The following is a 20,961-nucleotide window of genomic DNA, read 5'->3' as shown; positions in this document are numbered from 1 at the left end:
AGCGGGTCCAGGGAGTGGGGGACGGCTTTCCAGGCGGGGACGAGGCAGGGGGGATCAGCTGTCCGCGTCGTCGTCCTTCATGCGTACGCGGATCTCTCCGGCGGCCGACAGCGCGTTGCGCAGGGCGAGTTCGGCGGTGGCGCCCGTGGTGAACACGATGCCGACCACGCCCTCCTGGTGGGAGGTGGCGGTGACCTCGGTGCCCGGCGCCAGGACGGGGAAGAACACGGGGGAGCCGGAGTGCCGGGCGAGGAGGTCCTGGCCGTCGCACCCTTGGAAGACGCCGTTGCGGGGAGCGCCACGGGGAAGTCGGTGGCCTCCTCGCGGAAGAAGGAGTGACCACAGCGCCTGACGCGCGCGAACGCTCCTTGGGGGTGCCGGGCGCTCTCCGCCTGGGCACCCCTTCGGCGTGCGCGCTGCTCGTCCCACCGGGCCGGGTCAGTAGAGGCTGGAGAAGAGCACGGCCACGAACCGGGCCGGCTCGTCGGTGTCGTTGCGGAAGCTGTGCGGATAGCCGGCCGACCACTGCGCACAGTCGCCCGCCCGCAGTTCGTGGTCGCTGCCGTTGTACCGGGCGATCACGGTGCCCTCCGTCATCACGATGAGATCGGAACCCTCGTGCTGCAACTCCTCCAGGAGACCCGAGTGCGGCTCGAAGTCGGCGGTGAGGACCTGGTACCCGAGCTCGGGCACGCGCAGCACGCGATAACGCACACCCGGGGCCCGGTCGAACGACTCCTGGTCCTTCGCGGGAAAGACGGAGGGGATGGAGCGTCCCCGTGAGAACCCCAGGAACGATCCCACGTCGTGCCCGAAGACCTTGGCCAGGCGGCCGAGCCGCTCCAGGGCGATGTCGGTCTCGCCACGCTCCAGCGCGGCGAGGAACGACACCGAAAGGCCGCACTCGGCCGCGACCTGACGCAAGGACATGTCCTTGTGGGTACGGAGGCGGCGGAGCACCTCGCCCGGGCGTGGGAAGCCCAGCTCGGGGTCGCGGGCTGCCTGGTCGGGGGCGGGTTCCGACGGCGGGGGATTGCTCATGGGTGCATCCTAGAGAAGCGTCAGGCTCTGACCGGCGTGGAGCAGGGGGCAGCGTCCTCGGCCGGGCCGAGCAGGCCGGACCGGGTGACGAGGACGCCGAGTTGAAATCGGCTCTGTGCGCCGAGCTCCTGGTAGATCTTGGCGATGTGGTTGCGGCAGGTGCGCACGCTGACCCCGATGCGCCGCGCGATCATCGCGTCGGTCTGTCCCTCCGCGAGGAGCACGATGATGGTCCGGCGCATGCCGGTGAGCAGCTCGCCGGCCTGGGCCGCGCGGATCTGGCCGTCGAAGGGCATCGCCGCCATCCACGTCTGCTCGAACACCTCCGTCATGAAGTGCACGATGCCGGGCTGGGAGACGGCCACGGCGCTCTGCCCGTCGTCGCCGGGAATCAGCGCGGTTTCCCGGTCGAAGACGACCATTGGGGAGAGGGGGCCGCTCGACATGCGCGCCTCGCCACCTCCGTCCACGGCGCGCGCCACGCCCCTGCGGGTCGCCGTGTCGTAGCGGGCGGTGTGCTGATGGAGCGTGCGTACCTTGACGCCGCGTCCAAGGAGCGAGGCGAGGGGCTCCGTCATTTCGAGGAGGGTGCTGTCGGCCCGCCAGCCGTCGCCGGGTTGGGCGAGGAGGATCTCGTGGCGGCACCTCATGGCGGACGTCATGAGCCAGTCGCGGATGGCGTTCACGCCCGTCACGGGTCGGCAGCCGTCGGAGGCGCCCGCGCTGCGCACGGCCCGTTCGTGGACCCGGTGGAAGCCCGCGAGTTCGTCGCGGATCTGCTCCGAGCGGCGCTCCATGCGCTCGATCTGCTGTTGCAGCGGAGCGAGCCGGCGCAGGGCCGCGGCCTTCGGCGCGACGGGCAGGAAGATGTCGGAAGTGCCGGACGACGGCTGCAACAGCCGTGCGTTGACCAGCAGATGGAGGGCGCGGCAGGCGCGGGCGGTGTCCCAGCCGAGTGTCTCGGCGGCCTGGGCCACGCTCAGCGCCTGCACGCTGACCGCGAGCTGGTAGAGCTCTTCCTGATCTTGCGCTTCGGCTAACTGGTGCGCTGGCTGTGGATCAAGGTCTGCGTTCATCGGTCCCCATGTCGTGTTCCCGGCAGTGAGGTGCTCGGGGCGGCGGCCTGGCGCGGAGCGTACAAGGCGCGTCGTCGACCCGTGTGCAAAATACCGTACGAACGTGCTGGATGCAACGAAAAAATAGAGCTCTCTTTGCTTTGCCTGTCGGTGTGCAGCTTGATGCAGGAAGAGCCCCGACGGCATGCGATGGACGATATCTTGCATTAGCGTGCTTTTTAAAGCACAGACGCTTCGCCCCGGCGAACCGAACCGACGGCGGGCCGCGGAGCGTCACAGAGCGCCGGGAGATGTCATGCGCGTGAACCTGACCGCGACGTCGGACGGGACCCGATTACTGCCCCAAGCCGCGAGGGCCGCCCCAGCCGAGAAGGGCGCACGGGGCGGCCGCGATCTGGTCGCCCGGATGGCCCTGGTGGTGGTGTGGAGCTCCGGCTTCATCTCCGGAAAGTTCGGCCTGCGCCACTCGTCCCCCTACACCTTCGCCGGGCTGCGCTTCGCGCTGGCGGGCGGTGTGCTCCTCGGGCTCGGACTGATCTTCCGTCAGAAGCTGCCCAGGGGAAGGCAGTTGGGGAACCTGGTGGTGGCCGGCGTGCTCGTCCAAGGAGTGCAGTTCTCCAGCATCTACGTCGGCATGGACCGTGGGGTGCCCTCCGGTCTCGCCGCGCTGGTCATCGCGCTGTACCCGCTGGTCGCCTCGCTCATCGCCGTACCCGTACTCCATGAACGGGTCACCCGCGGGCAGTACTTCGGGCTGTGCCTCGGTCTCGGCGGGGTCGTCCTCGCCGTCTCGGAGAGCCTCACCCTCGGCGGCGATCACCTGGTCGGCATCGCCTTCCTCGTCCTCGGTCTGCTCGGCATCTCGCTCGGCACCGTCTACCAGCGGCGCTTCTGCGCGGGCATGGAGCCCGTGATGGGCAACGCGGTCCAGCTGCTTGCCGCGGCCCTGGCCGCGCTGGTGCCGGCGTTCCTCGTGGAAGGGTTCGACGTCACCTTCACCGCCGGGTACTGGCCGGCCCTGCTGTGGGCGGCGCTCGTGAACTCCATCGTCGGCGTGGGGCTGCTCTACGGCTTGCTCCAGCGCCACGGGACGAGCCAGGTGAGCAGCCTCTTCTATCTGGTGCCGATGGTCACCGCCGGACTGGCCGCGCTCATGCTCGGGCAGCACCTCGGCCCGCTCACGCTCGGCGGCCTCGTGCTCGCCACAGCCGGCACGCTGCTCGCCAACCGGGTACGCGGATGAGCCGGTGGTCCCCCGGCGAACGGGGGCGCCACCGGCTCGGAACGCGGATGCGTCAGCTGTGCGCGACCGTCAGCGCGGACGGCGCGAGGGACCGTGCTCACTCGCGGAAGTCCTCGATCGAGCAACCGTCCCCGAAGACCGCGGTGAAGCCCGCCGCGAGCAGCCCCGGCCCGTACATACTGGCGGCGGCGCCCTCGGTGCCGAGCTTGCCGCCGATCACCACGGGCAGCGACTCCAGGCCGGTTCGGCCCGGATGCGCGAAGGGCGGCGCCACGACCCAGACCAACCAGGGGTCGTCCGTCTTCCTCAACTTCCACAACGACATCGTCCGCGACGCGAGCGGCCGCTACGACCTCGCCAGCCCCGACTTCCTCGTCCTCAGCTGCCTGCGTGCCGACCACGAAGGCGTGGCCGCCACCTACTACGCGGACGCACGCGACATCTCCCGCGCCCTCGGCCCGGCGACCTTGGAGACGCTGCGCAGCCCCCGGTTCCGTATGAACGCGCCCGGCAGTTACGTACGGGACGTCGCGGGCGGCGTCGACGTGCTGTCCGATCCGGCGCCGATGATCGCCGGGCCCGAGCACAGCCCCGAACCGTCGGCGGCCGCCAACGGTGTCCACCCGCTGGACGACGCCGCGCGCTCGGCTCTCGACCGGCTCCAGGGCGTCTGCCGCGCGGTCGCCCACGAGGTGTTCCTGCGCCCGGGAGGAGTGCTGCTCGTCAACAACCGCAAGGGCCTGCACGCCCGTTCGCGGTTCACCGCGCGCTACGACGGCCGGGACCGCTGGCTGCAGCGCGCCTACGTACGCCGCACCCAGTGGGACATCCGCCACCGGACCACCCCCGGCGCGTGCGCCGGCCTCCACTGACGCATCACGCCCCATGCCCCACACGGAAGGACGACAGCCCATGAGCAATGTCGCAGTCATCAACTACGGTCCGAAACTCGATTACGCGGCCATGCTCCCCGAACTGGTCGACCGGCTGCAGGTGTTCAGCCACCACGAACTGAAGAACACGGATTCCTTCGCGCGGTACGAACACGTCGAGAACTGCGAGGCGGTTCCGTACCCGGAACTCATGATCCGGCGGCTGGCCCGGGAAGAGCCGTTCACACACATCGTCACGGACAACGAATACGACCTGGAACGGGCCGCGCGAATGCGCGAAAGCCTGGGAATTCCCGGGCAGTCGGCGAAGAGTGCCCTGTCGTTCCGCGACAAGGTGGTGATGAAGGAGGTCGCGAGCCGCACCGTACCCACGGCTCGCTTCGCCCGCCTGGATTCGTTCGTCGATCTCACCGAATTCATCGAGGAGTTCGACTATCCCGTGGTGGTCAAGCCGGTCAAACAGGGTGGCTCGCGCGACATTTCGGTGCTGCGCGGCGAGGACGACCTGGTGGCGTTCAGCAGGACCCCCTGGCGCGAGGACCTCATGGTGGAGGACTTCGTCGAGGGGCAGATGTACCACGTCGACGCGGTGTTGGGCGACGGCTACCGCTTCGTGGCCTCCTCGCGCTATCTGCGCAGTTGTCTCGGCGTGTTCTCCGGAGAGAACAACGGATCGTTGCAGCTGCGACCGGAGGACGCCTTCGCGAAGAGGCTGGAGGAGTTCTTCGACCGGACGCTGGACGCGTTCGACGTCCCGCCCGCGAGCGCGTACCACCTGGAGGTGTTCCACACACCGCACGACGAGCTGGTGCTGTGCGAGATCGCCTCACGCGTCGGCGGTGACCGCATTCCCGCGCTGACCCGGGCCACGTACGGGGTGGATCTGCACACTGCCTCACTGCGGCTGTCCTGCGATCTGCCCGTGGACCCGCCGGCGACCGCGCCGCCCGCCGAGGTGCACGGATCCGTCTCGATCCTGCCGCAGGGCCGCCCCGTGTCGCTGCCCGGCAGGCCGCCGTTCCCGTGGGTGACCCACTACGAGGTGAACGAGCAGATCGCACCGGGCGCGGTGACGTTCTACAGCGCGTCCCATCTGTGCTTCGTGATCGTGCGGGGCGCCGATGCCGCGGAGGTCGAGCGGCGCCTCTTCGAGGCCGAGGCATGGCTGATGTCGCGGCTCGACGCGGACGGTCCCGCTGAAGCGCAGCAGTCCGTCGCGGGAATTCGCGGCGGGCGGTGACTTCCCGACGCTGAGCGAGTCCTATGCGTCGGCGGAGGACTTCACGAGGGCTGCGGCGCGGACGTCCACGTCGTCAACGAGAAGGACCGCAACCGCTCGGCACTGCTGAGCTCCGCCACGGGCAACGCCGGGTCGCGGTACATCAGTTACGGCCGGGACATCATCGGCATGGCCAAACGCCAAAGCGCGGTACAGGAATGCATCCCCAATGTGCCGACGAACGAAAGCGCGTGCCTTCCCCTACGTGATCGAGATCAACATGGAGAACCCGGGCGGCCTGGACTACCACCGCCGCGCGACGGGCGAGGACCAGTCCTCACACGCGGTGAACACGGTGCTGGCGGCGTTGCGGGCCGGGGGGAAGCTCAGCCCAGTCCGTCCAGGACGGCTGCCGTCTCCTGCGGGCTCACAATGATGCCGAGGTGGGTGGCGTCGAGGTCGATGACCTGGAACGGGCGCCCCGGGACCGTCGCGTCCGCGTCGGCGATCATCCGGTTCTGGAGCGGCATGGGCATGGACTGGTCCCGGACCAGCCGGATGTACGTACGCGGCACACGCCGCCACGCCTCGGGACGGATGCTGCAGTCCTCGAACGAGACCCAGATGGTTTCGTCGGGCTGCAACCCGGCCAGTGCGGCGCGCACTTCGGCGTCCGTTCCGTCCTGCAGATACGCCTCCTTGAGCGCGGCGAGGACCTTCGGGTCGGCAGTCCGCCAGTTGAAGCGGTTCGCCTTGACCACGGCACCGTCGGCCGACAGGGGCACCAACTTCAGCTTGCTGGTGGCGTACTCGGGCGAAGTGACGCACTCGTACACGGACTTGAGCCGCGAGCAGCAGAACCCGGCGATGAAGACGACCCGGTGGATGAGGTGCGGGACTTTGTTGACCACGGCGGTCGTGGTCGCGCCGCCGAGGCTGTGGCCGACGAGGACGACGGGGGCGCCGTGGCCGACCGCCTCGATGTCACTGATGACGCGCTCGACGTTGTCCGCGAGCCGCACGTTCGAGATGGAGGAGACCTCGTTCTGCAGAGCGTTGAGGTCTTGCGGCGTGCTGTACCAGAGCGGGTAGTCGGCCTCGGGCCCGTGCCCGGGAAGGTCGACGGCGACGGCGGTGCGGCCGCGCCGGGTCAGGGCGCTGATCAGCGGCGTCATGACAGCCGCGTTGCCGTGGGACCCGGGAACGACGACGAACGCGGGTTTGCGGCCGGACCCGTGCGCCGCTTCCTGGGCCTGCGCGGGTCCGGCCGTGACGGCCGCCCCGACGACGGATGCGCCCGCCGCCATGGCGGCGAACTTCAGGGTGTCCCGTCTGCTGCGGGGCGTCTGGCGGGGGCGGAGCTCGTGCTGGGGGTCGGGAGTGGTGCCCTCGGTCATGCTCATAACTTCTCAACCTTCATGAGTGTCTGGGACGTTGTCGCAACGTATATCGCCGAAACGATCAAGATCCCTTGAATGGAGCCTGATCGAATGGGCCCCGCCCAGGAGTTGGCTGCCGTCGGCGCATCGGGCGGTCGGTGCCTGGACACCAGTAGGCCTCATGGGCACGACGAAAGGGGAAGCGGCGCGACGCGGGTTCTGGGGCCGGGCGAAACCTGGGTCAGGTCCGCATCGGCCCGCGCGAGCCGGCCGAGCACGCCACACCGTGCCCGCTTGCCGCGACGGCCGATGTCAACGGGCGTTCAGGGTGCTGCCCGTCGTGGCGTCGACCAGGGAACGTGAGCCGACGGACTGCCGCAAGGTGGTGCTCACGGGCCTCAGGCCGATGTAATCCGGACAGGCCTCGCCACTCTTCCTCGTCGACTTCACCTTCAGCTTGAGAGAGACGCTCTTCCCGCTCTCGTGCGCCGTGAGCCGGGCTGACTGGCATCCGCCGATTTCTGTGGTCGTGGTGATCGTTCGGCCCTGGACGGTGACCGTCCGGTCGATGGGCCGTGCCGTCCCCGAGCCGGCGAGGCCGTCGCAGCCGGACAGTGTGAGGCCCACTGCCAGAGCCAGCAGCCCTGCCGATGCGTGCCGCAGTCCTCTATGCATGCCCTTGGGACGCTCCCCAACCGATCCTGGTTCCGCGCCTTCAGAGGCAGCGGAACGCAGCAGAGGGCTGGCAAATGGATCCCCCCTGCGCACTTGGGAACACCCCTGCCGAGGGGGGCCAGCCCGTGGGGGAGACGGGTGTTGGCCCCATGGAGCGGAGTCGCCTCCCGGCAGCGCGGGGCAGTGGTCGGCGGCATCGGGTTCGGCCTGTTCATCGACGAGGTGGGCAAGCTGGTCTCCGTCGACGGCTACTTCTACCGGCCCGCCGCGGGAATCATCTACCTGACGTTCGTCGCGCTGACCGGCCTCGCCTGGTGGGCCACGCGGCGCGAACGTACGGACCGGGAGGAGGCTCCCGTCGCGACCCGCTCGGCTCTCGCCGCTGAAACCGCGCTCAATGGCATTCTCCGGGGCCTCACCCCGCAGGAGCGGGACGAAGCGCTGCGCCGCCTGCGTGACACCGGAGCGCCGGCCACCGAGCTCGACACGGCCCTGGCGGCCCTGCTCGAAGCGGTCCCCGAGCGCCCGGCCCGGGACCTTCACCCGCACCACCACGCGGCGCGGCGCGCACGCGCGTGGCTGATGGCCCGGGTGTCCGGAGACCGGCGGTTCGTCCGCATCGCCGCGTGGGGCGCGACACTTCAGGCGGCACTCCTCCTGATCGCCGTCGCCGCAGACGGCCTCACGGGCAACCTCGCTGACGAGACCCAGTGGACCGCGATCGCCGGAGCACTCGCCTGCTCACTGGCATCCCTCGTACTCGCAGTCCGCGGCACGGCCCTGCTGCGCCGCGACGGGAACGCCGCGCTGCGCCCTCTGCGTGCCGCGCTCCTCGTGGACCTGCTTCTGGGCCAGGCGTTCAAGTTCACGATCAACCAGTTCTCCGCGGTGGTCGGCTGGCTGATCAGCTTGGCACTGCTCTACGCACTCTCGGCCCAGCTGGGACGTCGCCAGGTGCGGCGCACGCCGGCCGGCCACGGAATGCCTCAGAGGGGCACCGGCTGACGGCCCTATTGCCCCTCAGGCGTCCACGCCGCGACCAGATCGAGAAGCCCCGGGAACCGCTCGTTGAGGTCGTCGACGCGTACCTGGCTGCGGCGTTCGAGGCCGTACTGCCGCTGTCTGGTGACGCCCGCCTCGCGCAGCGCCTTGAAGTGGTGGGTCAGGGAGGACTTGGGGCGGTCGATGCCGAACCAGCCGCAGGGGTGGTCGAACTGCTCCGACTCCAGGAGCAGCTTGCGCACGATGGTCAGGCGCAGGGGGTCGCTCAGCGCTCCGAGCACGGTTTCCAGGCGCAGGTCGTCGAGGGATGGTTCGACGAGTGGCTGGGGGAGGCCCTCGGGTTCCGCGAGGGTCTTGATGGCGGCCGCCCGGCGCGTCGTCGATGTCATGGGCCCTCCTCGCATCCGAAACCTATGTACGACTTTCATCGTACTGCATGCTAAGTTCGACTTATCTCGTACTGGACTCGGTGGAGGGGACGACCATGTCGGAGAGTCGGACAACGCCTGCAAGCGCGGTGGTTGAGGACCGGCGAGCCAAGGCGCCGCAAGGGCGGCTCGCGGCGGCTTCGCAAGCTCCCGCCCGGTGGATCTGGCTGGCGGCCTGGCCCGTGACCGCCGTGTTCGTCCTGTCCAACGCGGCGACCCCGCTGTACGTGCTGTGGCAGCGCGACATCGGGTTCTCCAAAGGCACCCTGACCGTGATCTTCGCGTTCTACATCGTCGGCCTGCTCGGCTCCCTGCTGGTCTCGGGCGTGGTGTCCGACCGGCTCGGCCGTAAGCCCGTCCTCCTGCCGGCCCTGGCTCTCGCGCTGGCGGCGTGCGCGATCTTCGCGACCGCCTCGTCGGTGGTCGCGCTGGTGGTGGCCCGGTTCTTCACCGGGATCGCAGTCGGGGCCGTCGTCTCGGCCGGCATGGCGGCCGTCACCGATGTGGCGGGGCAGGAGCGCAAGCACCGCGCCGCCCTGCTGGCCTCCTGCGCCATGGTCTTCGGTGCGGGCCTCGGCCCGCTCCTGGCCGGGATCCTGTCCGAGACGCTGCCCGCCCCCACCGTCACCGTCTTCGTCGTCGAGGCGGCGCTGCTGATCACCGCCGTCGCAGCAGTCGTACGGATGCCCGTACGTCGGCCCGAGGTGTCTTCCGGGGGCGGCTGGGTGCGTATTCCCGGCGTGCCGCAGGGCGCCGGCATCCAACTCGCCCTGGGAATCGCCGTGTTCGCGCCCGGGATCACGGCGACCTCCTTCGTGCTGTCCCTCGGGCCGTCCCTGCTGTCCGGACTGCTCGGAACCACCAGCCGGGTGGTGGCCGGAGCCATGGCCTTCGCCATGTTCCTCACCGCGACCGGTGTGCAGTTCGCGGTCCAGAAACTGTCCCGACGCACCATCCTGGCTGCCGGAGCCGCGAGCACCACCCTCAGCATGGTCGCCCTCGTCATCGCGGTGCACACCTCGTCCGTCCCCGTACTCATCGCCTCCGCGCTGCTGGCCGGCGCGGGCCAGGGCATGGGTCAATTGGGCGGCCTGTCCCTGCTCAACTCCACCGTCCCGTCCCAGCGCCTCGCGGAGGCCAACGCGGCCCTCAACGTCGGTGGTTACGCATTCGCCGGTGTGCTGCCGGTGTCGGCGGGCTATCTCAGTGATGCGGTGGGGCTGACGAGGGGAGCCACCCTTTTCGCCGCCGTCCTGATGGCCCTGGCGGTCGCCGGCGGAATCGTCGTCGCCGCCAACCGCCGCCGGGTGCGCGAGACCGCCTGAGCCCCGCACCGCAAGCGGAGGCGTGGCGCCCGCGTGCCGTGTGCAGGCAGTCGTCGAGCCTCAGGGCCGAGACGGGCCCGGCCGCTCTTTGACAGCTCTTTTTGCGTTGTGTGAGCGAACGATGACGACCGGCCCGTGGCCCCCGGGGCGCTGTTTTGCTGGGGGCATGAACAGCAACTATTCCGGTTCAACCGGGCGTTTTGCTTCCCGCCGACACCTTCCCCGCACCGTGTGCACAACAGCCGTCGCCGCCGTGCTCGGCGTCGCCCTGGTCGGCTGTGGCAGCCAGGGCAGCGCCGACGCCGTGGGGCCGACGAAGGCGGGGGCGGCCGACAGCGGTGCGAAGGTGCTGTGGGTGGGTGACTCCATCGCCGGCGCGGAGGCACCGGCCCTGGGGGCGGCTCTGAAGTCCAGCGGCGTGGACTTCAAGGACGCCTCGTCCGACGGCGGCGGCACGGTCGTCGATGGCGGCGACGAGATCACCGGCAAGATATCCGAGGACACCTGGAAGGAACTGGCCGCCAACATCGGGTCGTTCAAGCCCACCGTCATCGCCTACCAGATCACCACCTACGACTGGGGCCCGCAGGACAAGCAGCGCGCCGCCTACGAGAAGCTCGCCAGGACCGCCAAGGACGCGGGTGCCAAGCTCGTCCTCGTGCCGGCTCCGCCGGTCAAGATCGACGACTTCTACAAGAAGCACGAGCCCCAGATGCGTGCCGCCCCCAAGGCGGCGGAGGAAGCCGCCAAGAACAGCGGCGGGGCGGCCGTATTCCTCGACTCCGCGCAACTGTGGGGTACCGATGCCGCCGCAGCCAAGGCCCAGCGTTCCTCGGACGGTATCCACAACTGCCAGCAAGGGGCGGCCGCCTTCGCCAAGTGGCTGAGCGAACGGCTGGGCTCGCAGGCGGGGTTCAAGGCCGCGCCCGTGGACGCGTGGGCGAAGGGCTCGTGGACCGGCGACGCCCGGTACGCCAACCTCAAGTGCGGCGGCTGAAGAGCTCCCATGCCCGCTCTCCCTCTCGCGTCCACCGCGCCGGCCCGCCACCGCTCCCCGCGCCCCGGCGGCAGCGGCCAAGCGCACATCGCCGCTCTCGACGGGCTGCGCGGCTTCGCGGTGGCGGCCGTGCTGCTGTTCCACGCCGGGCACCTGAGCGGCGGGTTCCTCGGCGTCGACCTCTTCCTCGTCCTGTCGGGGTTCCTGATCACCGGGCTGCTGCTCGGCGCCGCTCAGGGCGGTGGGCTGGTGGCGCTCCCCGGTTTCTGGGCACGCCGGGCCCGGCGCCTGCTGCCCGCACTGGTCGTCGTCGTGGTGGTCACCGTGCCGGCGGTCCGGGTCCTCGGCACCACGGAGCAGCTCCGTTTCGCACTCGGTGACCTGCCGTGGGTCGCGGCCCAGGCGGTCAACTGGCACTACATCACCGACCAGATCGGCTACTGGAACGCCTCCGACACCCGCGTCTTCGCCCACCTGTGGAGCATCGCCGTCGAGTGGCAGTTCTATCTGCTCTGGCCGCCGGTGCTGGTGATCGCCGCCCGGGGCCGACACGCCCAGCGCACGGTGGCGGTCCTGGCGGTCCTCGGCGTCCTTGCCTCGCTCGCCCTGATGGTCACGCTCGGGGCCGCCGTGGACACGACCCGGGCGTACGAGGGAACCGACACGCGGGCCGTCGCCCTGCTGCTCGGCGCGCTGGCCGCGACCGCACCGGTACGGGGTCTCGCCACCAGGATGCCGCGCCGTGCGGCCGACGCGCTCTGCCTGGTTCTGGCGGCCGGGCTCGCGATGGCCTGGACGGTGACCGACGGCGAGAAGGCCCCGCTGCTCTTCAAGGGCGGCCTTTTCCTCCACTCCCTGGCCGCGGCCGTACTGATCACCGTCATCGCGCAGGTGCCCGGCACCCGCGCGGCCCGGATCGCGGGGAGCTTCCTGCCGCGCCGACTGGGAGAGCTCTCCTACAGCTTGTACTTGTGGCACTGGCCCGTCTATCTGCTGCTCCTGCCGCGGTTGTCGGGGCTGGGGGAGTGGGGCGCCACAGCGGCGGCCGTCGCGGTGTCGCTCGCTGCCGCGGCGGTGACCAAGCGGCTCGTCGAGGACCCGGTCCGGTTCCGCTCGGGCTGGGCGCGAGGGCGCCGGGGCCCGGCCGCGGTGGCCGCCCTGGCGGTGATCGGGGTCGCCCTGTGGGCGTCGATCCCCGTTCCGGCCCCGGGCGCGGGCACCGTCGACATCCAGCAATTGCGGTGAAGACACCTCTCAAGCCGTCACGGTGTCGGCCTCGCCGGGACAGAAGTGACAGGCACCGTGAGTGCGATGCGGCAGTATTAGTACCGCTATTACCTTTATTACCTTGAATGCGCATTGGCCCTGTGGAAAGGACCCGGTTCATGACGCGCGTGCTGTTGATCGAGGACGATCCGGCCGTACGCCGCGGTGTCGTCCTGGGGCTGCGCCGCTACGGGCACGAGACGGAGGCGGTCGGCACCGGTGAGGACGGCATGGAGGCCCTGGCCGCCTTCAAGCCGGACCTCGTGCTCCTCGACCTCATGCTGCCGGGCATGAACGGACTGGAGGTGTGCCGCCGCATCCGCGAGACCAGCCAGCTCCCCATCGTGATCCTCTCCGCGCGCGGCGACGACATGGATGTGGTGGTCGGGCTCGAAGCGGGCGCCGACGACTACGTGGTGAAGCCCGCCAGCGGTGCGCTCATCGAGGCGCGGATGCGGGCGGTGCTGCGCCGGATCGCCCCCTCGCAGGCCGCCACGGACGTACAGGCGGGACCGACGGTGGTCGGAGACCTGGAGATCGACCGCAGCGCGCTGAGCGTCCGCAAGGGCGACGGGGTGCTCCAACTTGCCCCGTCCGAGCTGAAGTTGCTGCTCTTCCTCAGCGGCGCGCCGGAGCAGACCTTCAGCCGCCGCCAACTCCTCGAAGACGTCTGGGAACACAGCTACTACGGTGACGCCCGCCTGGTCGACGCCTGTGTGATGCGGCTGCGGTCCAAGATCGAGGACGATCCGCGCCACCCGGTGTACGTCCAGACCGTGCGGGGCTTCGGCTACCGCTTCGGCCCGGTGCCCGCGTGAAACTCGCGCCGGCACGGGGTCTGCGCACGCGCCTGGTCGTCGCGTTCCTGCTGGTCGCCGCGCTGAGCGCATTGATCACCGCGGCCCTCACCTTCCGCCAGGCCCGCAGCGGAATCCTCCAGCGCACCCAGAGCGCGGCCGTGCACGACCTGCGGCTCCAAGTCGACTCGCTCGCCCCGAACCTGCCGACCGAGCCCACGGACACCGACCTGCGCGGCCTCACGCAACAGCTGGACCGCGTAGGTGGCTCACGCGGCTGGAACACCGCGGTGTCCCGGAACGACGGGCCGCCCATCGGCACCGCAAGCCCCATCAGCACCTCCCTGCGCACCGCGGCCCGCCGGGACAACACCACGGTGTACGAACGCACCGCGGGCCCGCGCCTGCTCATCGCCATGCCCGTCAATTACGACACCCGGGGCGCGGCGGCCGGGAAGCCGTCGGGCCTCGTCGTCTATGCCGCGCTCACCCTGCGCGCCGAGCAGGCCGACATCTCCGCCCTGGTCACCGCGGCCTGGGCCGGCGCCATCCCGGCGCTCGCCCTCGCCACCGTCCCGGCCCTGTTCGCCGCCCGCCGCGTGCTGCGCCCCGTACGCCAACTGCGTACGGCCGCGGAGAAGATCACCTCGGGCGCGCTCGACACACGGCTCGACGTCACGGGCAAGGACGAACTCGCCGAACTGACCGGCACCTTCAACACCATGGCCACGGCGCTGGAGCGGGACGACGGGGAACTGCGCCGCATGGAGGCGAACGCCCGCCGGTTCGCCGCCGACGTCTCCCACGAACTGCGCACCCCCCTCGCCGCGATGGCCGCCGTCACCGACGCGCTCGACGAGGACGCCCACTCCGGCCAACTGCCCCCGGACACCGCCGACGCGGTGCTCCTCATCAGCGACGAGACCCGCAAACTCGCCCGCATGGTCGAGGACCTGATGGAGATCTCCCGCTTCGACGCGGGCGCCGCCGCCCTCCACCTCGACGACGTCAGCCCGCGCACCCTCGTCCGCAAGACGCTCGATCTACGCGGCTGGCGCGAGCCGGAGGAGGTCGTCACCGACCTTCCGGAAGGCGACGAGCGCGTACGGGTCGATGCCCGCCGCATCGACGTCGTGCTGGCCAACCTGATCGCCAACGCCCTGCGGCACGGCGCACCACCCGTCACGGTCCGGGTACGCGTCACGGACGAGAGCATGGTGATCGAGATCGTCGACCGGGGCCCCGGCATCCCCGAGGACGTCCTCCCACACGTCTTCGACCGCTTCTACAAGGGCGACGCCGCGCGGACCCGCTCCGAGGGCAGCGGCCTCGGCCTCGCCATCGCCGCGGAGAACGTGCGCCTGCACCGCGGCACCCTGACTGCCGCCAACTACCCAGGCGCAGGTGCGGTGTTCACCGTGACCCTGCCGATCGGGACACTGGGTGAGGAGCCGTAAATGAAACGCCACCTCGTCTGCGCATCGGCCGTGCTGATGGCCGCCCTCACGGGCTGCGGCATCGGAACCACCGGCCCGGCAGCGGCCGGACCGCCCGCGTCGGGCCTGCGCGAACCGGGCAGCGTGGCCGCCTACGCGCAGCTGTACTTCGTCAGCCCCTTCGGCGTCCAGGCCGTGGCCCGCCGCGTCAGTTCCCCGGCCGGCCCACAGCAGGCCCTTGATCTCCTGCTCGCGGGCCCGGACGCGGCCGAACGGGCCCGAGGCTTGATCACCGAGGTCCCCCCGATGCCGGGCCGCCCGACCGCGACGGCCGGGTCCGGGGCGGTGGACCTCTACCTTCCGGTCCCGGTGGCGAAGATGAACGGCGGCGGCCTGGGAGTCACCCAGCTCGTCTGCACCGCCGCCAACGCCGAAGTACCCGGCGGCAGGCAGCCACCCGCCGTGGACGTACGGGTCCACGAGGCGGGCACCCCGGGCATCTGGACCGTACGGTGCAACGCGGCGGGCAACGTCCTCCCGGTGCCGAACCCGTCTGAGGCGGGTCCCTGACCGCGGACGTCCGAGTGCGCGCCCGCCGGGCTCTGAGGGGTTGCCGCCGAAATACCCCGCCTATTGCTCGTAGTCCTGCCCGACTCACAGAACGCCCGTCGCTGACGACCCGCGTCATTCGTCCCGGATCCCAAGGTCCTCTCGCATCAGTGTCCGCATCGTCACGAGCCGGGGCTCTGCCCGTCTAGCCTCGACGAGCAGGTGCTCGGCGGTCTCCCCGTCACGCGCGAGGCCACGGTCGATCCGCTTGGCCGCCGCGTCGACCTCCGCGAGCACCTTGTTGAGTTCCCGCGACGCCTCCATGATCCGCAGCGGGACGATCATCTGGGCTGCCGCATAGCGGTCGCGGTACTCCCTGCGGGACTCTTCGAGACGGGTACGGTCCTCCTCGGTGTACACGCTGTCGCGCATGCGGTGCAGGGCGTCCTTGAGGAGGGTGTGGAACTGCTCGCTGGCGCGGTTCATGGCCGTGTACGCCTCTCGGCGCTCCTCGAACGACCGCCTGCGATCGGCGAGTTCGGCCTCCGCGGCCCGTTCGCGGGCATTGAAACGCTGCGGAAGCACCGCGCCGAGGAGCGCCCCGCCGAGGCCCGCCGCTGCGGTTATCGCTGTTGCCAACGCGTCCGACATGCGGGGACTTTATCGCGGCCCGTGATCCGCGCAGCCGTGCGGCGCCGAAGTCCACGCCTCGCGCGAGTACGTGCTCAACGCCTCCGGGCGCTGAGCACCGTCGCTTCCCGCCTGCGTGGGGCCGCCCGTAAAGTACGAACCCGTGTCCGACGACATCGCCACCACCGCGCCAGACGTGGCTCGCGTCCTGGACGGCGTCCGCGGTTTTGCCGCCCGTCTCGGTGCCACGCTCGCCTCGCTGACCGACCAACAGGCCGACCAACCCTCGTTGTTGACGGGCTGGAGTCATGGCCAAGGCGTCACCCACCTCGCCCGCAGCGCCGACGCCTACCACCGGCTGCTGACCCTCGCCCGTATCGGCGCCGAGGACCTCGGCCGGACCTGGACGCTGTCCGCGACCGGCCCCCGCGTCAGTGGCCGCGCCCTGCTCGCCTGGCTCGCGGGACGCGGCGGAGCATCGCGGCTCCGCTTGGACCTTCCGCTGCCGGCTCCGCTGAGGTGGCCGCTCCCACCGGTACCCGGCTGGGGCTGAACGACGCAGCCGCCCCCATCGGCCTCCATCAAAGGACGGTCTGCGCGCCGCAATGGTGCGCGACCAGCTCGGCGAACGCGTGGGCCAGCGGGGAGAGGTCGTCCCAGCGGCGCACCGCCCAGCCCGCAGTGAGCGCCGGGAGCGCGGGGATCGGGATCAGCCGCAGATCGGGGTGGCCGGGGCCGCTCCAGGCGGGCAGGGCCGGGACGACGGCGTGGCCCAGGTCCAGCTCGGCCAGCAGGATCGCGGTGTCCCAGTCGGTGACACTGGTGTCGAACACCGGCCGGACCCCCGATTCCGCGAGCCAGGCACTGAGTTGGAGGCGCGAGGTCGAGTTCTCCGGGAGCCCTATGAGCCGGGCGTTCTGGAGATCGGCCGGTTCCAGGGAGGCCTTGGCTGCCAGCGGATCGGTGGCCGAGACGGCGAGCGACCAGGGAAGCTCGACGACGGGATGCTGCTCGATGGCGCGCGTCGCTGGCCGCAGGGTGATCCACGCGAGGTCGACGCCGCCCGCGGCGAGCGCGTCGAAGCAGCCGCGACTGGAGGTCTCGGTCTGGAATTCGAGGCTGGCCCGGGGAAAACGCCGCCGGAAGTCGACGACGGCCGCCGACATGAAGTGCCGGACGGTCGTGGCTCCCGTCGTGACCCGGACCGAGCCGCCCTCCGCGCGTGCCGCCTCCTCTATTCGGCGCAGCGCGTGGTCGATGCAGCCCAGGCCCTCGGTGACCGCCGCGTTCAGCATGCGCCCGGCCGGCGTCGGCACCACGCCGCGCGTGTGCCGTTCGAGCAGGCTCAGGCCCAGCTCCCGCTCAAGCCGCTTCACATGCTGGCTGACGGCGGACTGCGTACAGGACAAGTCGCGGGCAGCCGCGCTCAGGGAGCCGGCCCGGCAGACCGCGGTGAAGACACGGAGATCGTCAAGAGTCACGGTGACCCAAGCTATCGCTTGGGTATTTGGCAGCAAACCCGTGGATTGACTTGGGTTTCCGGGATGCTTGATCATCGATGCAGGGCCCAGGGCGGCAACCCGCCCGTCGTCTCCGCCGATCCGGAGCGGTGGAACGGCGGGCGGGGGTCGACCCGCCACAGAGCCTGTGTCCGAACCCGTACAGGTCTCTCAAGGACGACAGGAGCGCACGTGATCACAACCAATCTGACGGTGGCCATCCTCGGACCGGGCGGCGTCGGAGGCCTGATCGGCGCGCTGCTCGCCCGTGCCGGACACCGCGTCATCTGCGTCGCCGGGGAGGAGACCGCCGCCACGCTGAACCGGGACGGGCTGCGCGTCGAGAGCACGCAGTACGGAAACTTCACCGCGGCGGTGCAGGCCGACACCCGGTTGCGGGAGCCGGTGGACGCCGTCGTCGTGACGGTCAAGCAGACCGCGCTGGACCAGGCGCTCGACCGCGTACCGGCCGCTGTCCTCGGCGACGCGCTCGTGATCCCGCTGCTCAACGGTCTCGACCACCTGGCCGTGCTGCGCGAACGCTACCCGGCGGCGAAGGTCGTGGCGGGCACGATCAAGGTCGAGGCCACCCGCACCGCACCGGGGCACATCAGCCACACGAGTCCCTTCGCCCACCTCGAACTGGCGGCGCCGCTCGACGAGTTCGCGGCCCGGCTGCGGCACGCCGGCCTCGGCGTGACGCTGCGCACCGACGAGACCGCGATGCTCTGGGACAAGCTCGCCTTCCTCGCCCCGTTCGCCCTGCTGACCACCCGGCACCGGACCGATGTCGGAACCGTCCGCACCGACCGGCGCCCGGAACTCCTCGCCGTGGTCGACGAAATCACCGCCGTGGCGCGGGCCGCGGGCACACCGGTGACGACGGACACCGTGCTCTCGTTCTTCGACCGGGCCCCGCACGCGATGAAGTCCTCGATGCAGCGCGACGCCGAGGCGGGCCGACCGCTCGAACTCGATGCCATCGGTGGGGCGGTCCTGCGAGCCGGAGCCGCCCACGGGATCGACACCCCGGCCACGGCCCGGCTGGTCGCAGAGGTGGCTCGCCAGTCGAACCGGGAGGCCTGATGCCGCCGGTCGATTCCTCGGCCGAGAACTGGCCCGCCGTCGAGGAGTTCCTGCGCGCCCGGGGCGCCGCAGAGACGCACCACCCCGGCGGAACGCTCCTGGAGCACTTGATCCGCGTCGCCCGCCTCCTGGGCGAGTGGGGCGCCGCTCCGGACCTGCGGGCCGCGGGGCTGTGCCACGCGGTGTACGGAACCGACGGATTCGGCCAAGCCCTGGCGGACACCTCCGAGCGCGCCCACCTCGTCGAGCTGATCGGCGAACGGGCCGAGGCATGGGTTCACCTCTACGCGAGCTGTGACCGCGGCGTCGTCTATCCCAGACTGGGGAGCGGGCGCCCGGTGCTCTTCCGCGACCGCTTCACCGGCCGTGACCACCCCCTGTCCGAGGCGGACGCACGCGCCTTCCTCGAAGTGACGGCCGCCAACGAGCTCGACGTCCTGACGCACGACGCCGAGCTCGCCGACCGCCATGGACCCGCCCTGTACCGGCTGTTCACCGCCTCGCGCGACCTGCTCTCCACCGCGGCACGGGACGCCTGTGTGCGAACGCTCGGCCGGTACGCCCCGGACGCGGGGCCGACGATCCGGATCACCGACACACCGCACGACCAGATCCTGGCCGCCCTCGCCGCCAACGGAGTGCCCGTGGAAGAAGGCCCCGTACCGCGCACCGGAGCCCGGGGGCCGATCACCAGCACGTATCTGCGCGCCCCGGACGGCAACCTGATCGAGATCAGCACCTACGACGAGGAAGACCACCCGCGCCAGTAGCGCGCAGAACGCGGGGCACCGGATGCAACGGCCCGCAACAGGATCGGAAGCCCCCATTCGCCTCTCATCTCCGGCGCATCACATCAGGGAGGCGATCACGGCCCGGTGACGGTTTCTGGCTGGGCCAGGCGGTAGCCGAGGGGTGTGGCGACGTGCGCGACGCACTGCCCTTTCCGCATGGTCTGGATCAGGCCGCCACGCCGTAACACCGCGGCGTGCCGACTCGCCGCGGCGTTCGACACGCCGAGCAGGGAGGCCAGTTGCCGGCCGGTGAGTCCTCCGGAGATGACGATGCTCGCGAGTGCTTCCGCTCTGCCTGTGCCGAGCAGGGATTGCAGGGCTGCCATGTGTCCCGGTTCGGTTCGTGGGGCAGTTCCGGCCGGGATCCGGATGGTCAGGAGGTCGCCGGTGGGCTCGGCCAGGGTGACTTGTCGGCTGAGGGCCACCGCCTGGATCTGAAGGGATGCCCGGCCGAGTTCAAGGTCCGTATCGAAGGCCGTCGGTAGTTCAAGGACGCCGCGGCGGAGCCTGATTCCGTGTCCGAGTTGCTGGAGCATCGCCGAGGCTCCGCTCCGCCGAGTCCTGCGAACCGGCAGGAACGGTGCGGCAGTCGAGCACGGCGAGGAGGCGCGCGACAAGGGGGTTCGGGTCGTTCCTGCGCCAGGCGACGGCGACGCGTGTGCGGGCGGTGCCGGGCTCGATCTTGCGGAAGGCGACGCCTTTGAGCCGGATGCGCCGGATGCTCTCCGGGGCGAGTGACACACCCAGGCCGGTTTCCACCAGGGCGCAGACGGTCTGCCATTCCACGGCGTGCTGAACCACGTGGGGGGTGAAGCCCGCCGCGGTGCACAGGTCGGTGATCCGGTCGTACAGGGGCGGGCCGACGGAACGGGGCAGCAGTACGAAGGCGGAGTCCGCCAACTGCTCGACGCGGACGGCTCGTTGGGCCGCAAGGGGGTGTGCGGACGGCAGCACGGCCACGAAGCGCTCGGTCAGCACGGTGGCGAAACCGAGTTCCGTGTCGTCGGTGGGTGGCTCACGCAGCAGGCCGATGTCGATGGTCCCCTCGCGCAGGGCGGTCAACTGCGGCGCGGTGGTCATTTCCCGGATGTCCAACCGCACGGCGGGAAACCCTTCGCGGAAGGTTCGCAGCAGGCCGGGCAGGACGGTCAAAGCCAGGGAGGCGGCGAAGCCGATCCGCAGGCGTCCGGCCCTTCCGGCGCCGACCTCGCGGGCCGCCGCCAGGCCGTCCGTGACACTGGTGAGGGCCTGCCGGGCGGCGGGAAGCAGTTCCCGGCCAGCGGCGGTGAGGGCGATGTGTCCAGGCTCGCGGCTGAACAGCGCATGGCCGACCTTGTCCTCCAGGCGCCGGATCTGCTGGCTCAGCGGCGGCTGGGCGATGCCCAGGCGGGTGGCCGCGCGGCCGAAGTGGAGTTCCTCGGCGAGTACGACGAACGCGTGCAGTTGGGGAAAGGGAAGTTCGGGGCGCTCCATACGCTTAGAGATATCACCCCATGCCAGAAGCTGTATTAGACGTATCTCTGCCGGCCACCTAGTGACCTGAGTCGTTGATGCGTCGTTTGATATGCATGGGGCGTCCGGGGCCGCGGTTGGCCGAACTGGTGTTGTCCGAGCGCGAGCGTGAGGTGC

Annotated in this window: 24 protein-coding genes; 13 read left to right on the top strand and 11 right to left on the bottom strand. The window is 70.6% G+C overall.

Annotated elements, in window-relative coordinates; genetic code table 11:
• Positions 1 to 54: 54 nt before the first annotated feature.
• The 3 genes from ADK54_RS46455 to ADK54_RS36835 are packed head-to-tail and all read right to left on the bottom strand — an operon-like array spanning position 55 to position 2,117.
• Positions 55 to 429, bottom strand: coding sequence for a hypothetical protein (locus tag ADK54_RS46455; protein ID WP_159048012.1), 375 nt, complete (start codon positions 427 to 429; stop codon positions 55 to 57).
• A gap of 9 nt (positions 430 to 438) precedes the next feature.
• The gene (locus tag ADK54_RS36840) at positions 439 to 1,041 is read right to left on the bottom strand and encodes a helix-turn-helix domain-containing protein (protein ID WP_053730176.1); all 603 of its coding nucleotides are present in this window, start codon (positions 1,039 to 1,041) and stop codon (positions 439 to 441) included.
• Between the two features lie 20 nt (positions 1,042 to 1,061).
• Positions 1,062 to 2,117, bottom strand: a complete 1,056-nt coding sequence (locus tag ADK54_RS36835) for a helix-turn-helix transcriptional regulator (RefSeq protein ID WP_159048011.1) — start codon at positions 2,115 to 2,117, stop codon at positions 1,062 to 1,064.
• Between the two features lie 295 nt (positions 2,118 to 2,412).
• On the opposite strand from ADK54_RS36835, the gene ADK54_RS36830 reads away from it, so the two are divergent.
• Positions 2,413 to 3,360 carry a DMT family transporter gene (locus tag ADK54_RS36830; protein WP_078966915.1) on the top strand — a complete coding sequence of 316 codons (948 nt, stop codon included), beginning with the start codon at positions 2,413 to 2,415 and terminating at the stop codon, positions 3,358 to 3,360.
• 97 nt (positions 3,361 to 3,457) lie between these two features.
• On the opposite strand, the gene ADK54_RS48425 is transcribed toward ADK54_RS36830, so the two are convergent.
• Complete coding sequence (locus tag ADK54_RS48425; RefSeq protein ID WP_267887072.1) at positions 3,458 to 3,583, bottom strand: hypothetical protein; 126 nt, start codon at positions 3,581 to 3,583, stop codon at positions 3,458 to 3,460.
• On the opposite strand from ADK54_RS48425, the gene ADK54_RS36825 reads away from it, so the two are divergent.
• On the top strand, positions 3,567 to 4,232 hold the full coding sequence (locus tag ADK54_RS36825; RefSeq protein ID WP_234392357.1) for a TauD/TfdA family dioxygenase: 666 nt from the start codon (positions 3,567 to 3,569) through the stop codon (positions 4,230 to 4,232). The two genes, ADK54_RS48425 and ADK54_RS36825, sit on opposite strands and share 17 nt — an antisense overlap.
• A gap of 40 nt (positions 4,233 to 4,272) precedes the next feature.
• Complete coding sequence (locus tag ADK54_RS36820) at positions 4,273 to 5,493, top strand: ATP-grasp domain-containing protein (protein WP_053730174.1); 1,221 nt, start codon at positions 4,273 to 4,275, stop codon at positions 5,491 to 5,493.
• 365 nt (positions 5,494 to 5,858) lie between these two features.
• On the opposite strand, the gene ADK54_RS36815 is transcribed toward ADK54_RS36820, so the two are convergent.
• Entirely contained in the window at positions 5,859 to 6,875 is a 1,017-nt protein-coding gene (locus ADK54_RS36815; RefSeq protein ID WP_053730173.1) for an alpha/beta hydrolase, read from the bottom strand.
• Between the two features lie 288 nt (positions 6,876 to 7,163).
• Positions 7,164 to 7,526 carry a hypothetical protein gene (locus ADK54_RS36810; protein WP_159048010.1) on the bottom strand — a complete coding sequence of 121 codons (363 nt, stop codon included), beginning with the start codon at positions 7,524 to 7,526 and terminating at the stop codon, positions 7,164 to 7,166.
• Positions 7,527 to 7,667: 141 nt separating this feature from the next.
• On the opposite strand from ADK54_RS36810, the gene ADK54_RS36805 reads away from it, so the two are divergent.
• Complete coding sequence (locus tag ADK54_RS36805; RefSeq protein WP_159048009.1) at positions 7,668 to 8,531, top strand: hypothetical protein; 864 nt, start codon at positions 7,668 to 7,670, stop codon at positions 8,529 to 8,531.
• A gap of 5 nt (positions 8,532 to 8,536) precedes the next feature.
• Here ADK54_RS36805 and ADK54_RS36800 read toward each other — a convergent pair whose 3' ends face one another.
• The gene (locus ADK54_RS36800) at positions 8,537 to 8,917 is read right to left on the bottom strand and encodes an ArsR/SmtB family transcription factor (protein WP_053730170.1); all 381 of its coding nucleotides are present in this window, start codon (positions 8,915 to 8,917) and stop codon (positions 8,537 to 8,539) included.
• 95 nt (positions 8,918 to 9,012) lie between these two features.
• Here ADK54_RS36800 and ADK54_RS36795 point away from each other — a divergent pair, with 95 nt between their 5' ends.
• The 6 genes from ADK54_RS36795 to ADK54_RS36770 all read left to right on the top strand — a co-directional run bounded on the left by ADK54_RS36795 (position 9,013) and on the right by ADK54_RS36770 (position 15,347).
• Complete coding sequence (locus ADK54_RS36795) at positions 9,013 to 10,281, top strand: MFS transporter (RefSeq protein WP_053730169.1); 1,269 nt, start codon at positions 9,013 to 9,015, stop codon at positions 10,279 to 10,281.
• 229 nt (positions 10,282 to 10,510) lie between these two features.
• A complete protein-coding gene (locus ADK54_RS36790; RefSeq protein ID WP_078966913.1) occupies positions 10,511 to 11,278 on the top strand; it encodes an SGNH hydrolase domain-containing protein in 768 nt (255 codons plus the stop codon).
• A gap of 9 nt (positions 11,279 to 11,287) precedes the next feature.
• Positions 11,288 to 12,523 (top strand): acyltransferase family protein, encoded by a 1,236-nt coding sequence (locus ADK54_RS36785; protein ID WP_053730167.1) that lies wholly within the window; start codon positions 11,288 to 11,290, stop codon positions 12,521 to 12,523.
• A 140-nt stretch (positions 12,524 to 12,663) separates the two neighbouring features.
• Positions 12,664 to 13,362, top strand: a complete 699-nt coding sequence (locus ADK54_RS36780) for a response regulator transcription factor (RefSeq protein ID WP_053730166.1) — start codon at positions 12,664 to 12,666, stop codon at positions 13,360 to 13,362.
• Positions 13,359 to 14,798, top strand: a complete 1,440-nt coding sequence (locus tag ADK54_RS36775; protein WP_053730165.1) for a sensor histidine kinase — start codon at positions 13,359 to 13,361, stop codon at positions 14,796 to 14,798. Before ADK54_RS36780 ends, ADK54_RS36775 begins: the two co-directional genes overlap by 4 nt.
• Positions 14,799 to 15,347: a GerMN domain-containing protein gene (locus ADK54_RS36770; RefSeq protein WP_053730164.1), complete on the top strand. Its 549-nt coding sequence runs from the start codon at positions 14,799 to 14,801 to the stop codon at positions 15,345 to 15,347.
• A gap of 114 nt (positions 15,348 to 15,461) precedes the next feature.
• Here the strand turns inward: ADK54_RS36770 and ADK54_RS36765 are convergent, their stop codons facing one another.
• Positions 15,462 to 15,977, bottom strand: coding sequence for a hypothetical protein (locus tag ADK54_RS36765; RefSeq protein ID WP_053730163.1), 516 nt, complete (start codon positions 15,975 to 15,977; stop codon positions 15,462 to 15,464).
• A gap of 142 nt (positions 15,978 to 16,119) precedes the next feature.
• Here ADK54_RS36765 and ADK54_RS36760 point away from each other — a divergent pair, with 142 nt between their 5' ends.
• Positions 16,120 to 16,509 carry a maleylpyruvate isomerase N-terminal domain-containing protein gene (locus ADK54_RS36760; protein WP_053730162.1) on the top strand — a complete coding sequence of 130 codons (390 nt, stop codon included), beginning with the start codon at positions 16,120 to 16,122 and terminating at the stop codon, positions 16,507 to 16,509.
• Positions 16,510 to 16,537: 28 nt separating this feature from the next.
• Here ADK54_RS36760 and ADK54_RS36755 read toward each other — a convergent pair whose 3' ends face one another.
• Positions 16,538 to 17,437 carry a LysR family transcriptional regulator gene (locus tag ADK54_RS36755; RefSeq protein WP_053730161.1) on the bottom strand — a complete coding sequence of 300 codons (900 nt, stop codon included), beginning with the start codon at positions 17,435 to 17,437 and terminating at the stop codon, positions 16,538 to 16,540.
• A 213-nt stretch (positions 17,438 to 17,650) separates the two neighbouring features.
• On the opposite strand from ADK54_RS36755, the gene ADK54_RS36750 reads away from it, so the two are divergent.
• Positions 17,651 to 18,541 (top strand): ketopantoate reductase family protein, encoded by an 891-nt coding sequence (locus ADK54_RS36750; RefSeq protein ID WP_053730195.1) that lies wholly within the window; start codon positions 17,651 to 17,653, stop codon positions 18,539 to 18,541.
• On the top strand, positions 18,541 to 19,311 hold the full coding sequence (locus ADK54_RS36745) for a DUF6817 domain-containing protein (protein ID WP_063802128.1): 771 nt from the start codon (positions 18,541 to 18,543) through the stop codon (positions 19,309 to 19,311). Before ADK54_RS36750 ends, ADK54_RS36745 begins: the two co-directional genes overlap by 1 nt.
• A 95-nt stretch (positions 19,312 to 19,406) precedes the next feature.
• Here the strand turns inward: ADK54_RS36745 and ADK54_RS36740 are convergent, their stop codons facing one another.
• Both ADK54_RS36740 and ADK54_RS36735 read right to left on the bottom strand, forming a co-directional pair.
• The gene (locus ADK54_RS36740) at positions 19,407 to 19,868 is read right to left on the bottom strand and encodes a winged helix-turn-helix domain-containing protein (RefSeq protein WP_234392356.1); all 462 of its coding nucleotides are present in this window, start codon (positions 19,866 to 19,868) and stop codon (positions 19,407 to 19,409) included.
• Positions 19,819 to 20,805, bottom strand: a complete 987-nt coding sequence (locus tag ADK54_RS36735) for a LysR family transcriptional regulator (protein WP_078966910.1) — start codon at positions 20,803 to 20,805, stop codon at positions 19,819 to 19,821. The genes ADK54_RS36740 and ADK54_RS36735 overlap by 50 nt, the downstream gene beginning before the upstream one ends.
• Positions 20,806 to 20,961: the final 156 nt, after the last annotated feature.

It is taken from the genome of Streptomyces sp. WM6378 (genome assembly GCF_001279695.1).
GTDB lineage: Bacteria > Actinomycetota > Actinomycetes > Streptomycetales > Streptomycetaceae > Streptomyces.
Note: the sequence above shows the minus strand (reverse complement) of the source record. Positions and strands in the feature narration are given on the sequence as shown.

Coding starts and splice junctions, on each gene's coding strand:
- ADK54_RS36795 (WP_053730169.1), top strand. CDS start 9,013: ATGTCGGAGAGTCGGACAACGCCTGCAAGCGCGGTGGTTGAGGACCGG.
- ADK54_RS36765 (WP_053730163.1), bottom strand. CDS start 15,977: ATGTCGGACGCGTTGGCAACAGCGATAACCGCAGCGGCGGGCCTCGGC.
- ADK54_RS36815 (WP_053730173.1), bottom strand. CDS start 6,875: ATGAGCATGACCGAGGGCACCACTCCCGACCCCCAGCACGAGCTCCGC.
- ADK54_RS36735 (WP_078966910.1), bottom strand. CDS start 20,805: ATGGAGCGCCCCGAACTTCCCTTTCCCCAACTGCACGCGTTCGTCGTA.
- ADK54_RS36785 (WP_053730167.1), top strand. CDS start 11,288: ATGCCCGCTCTCCCTCTCGCGTCCACCGCGCCGGCCCGCCACCGCTCC.
- ADK54_RS36835 (WP_159048011.1), bottom strand. CDS start 2,117: ATGAACGCAGACCTTGATCCACAGCCAGCGCACCAGTTAGCCGAAGCG.
- ADK54_RS36840 (WP_053730176.1), bottom strand. CDS start 1,041: ATGAGCAATCCCCCGCCGTCGGAACCCGCCCCCGACCAGGCAGCCCGC.
- ADK54_RS36745 (WP_063802128.1), top strand. CDS start 18,541: ATGCCGCCGGTCGATTCCTCGGCCGAGAACTGGCCCGCCGTCGAGGAG.
- ADK54_RS36810 (WP_159048010.1), bottom strand. CDS start 7,526: ATGCATAGAGGACTGCGGCACGCATCGGCAGGGCTGCTGGCTCTGGCA.
- ADK54_RS36780 (WP_053730166.1), top strand. CDS start 12,664: ATGACGCGCGTGCTGTTGATCGAGGACGATCCGGCCGTACGCCGCGGT.
- ADK54_RS36820 (WP_053730174.1), top strand. CDS start 4,273: ATGAGCAATGTCGCAGTCATCAACTACGGTCCGAAACTCGATTACGCG.
- ADK54_RS36770 (WP_053730164.1), top strand. CDS start 14,799: ATGAAACGCCACCTCGTCTGCGCATCGGCCGTGCTGATGGCCGCCCTC.
- ADK54_RS36830 (WP_078966915.1), top strand. CDS start 2,413: ATGCGCGTGAACCTGACCGCGACGTCGGACGGGACCCGATTACTGCCC.
- ADK54_RS36800 (WP_053730170.1), bottom strand. CDS start 8,917: ATGACATCGACGACGCGCCGGGCGGCCGCCATCAAGACCCTCGCGGAA.
- ADK54_RS36740 (WP_234392356.1), bottom strand. CDS start 19,868: ATGCTCCAGCAACTCGGACACGGAATCAGGCTCCGCCGCGGCGTCCTT.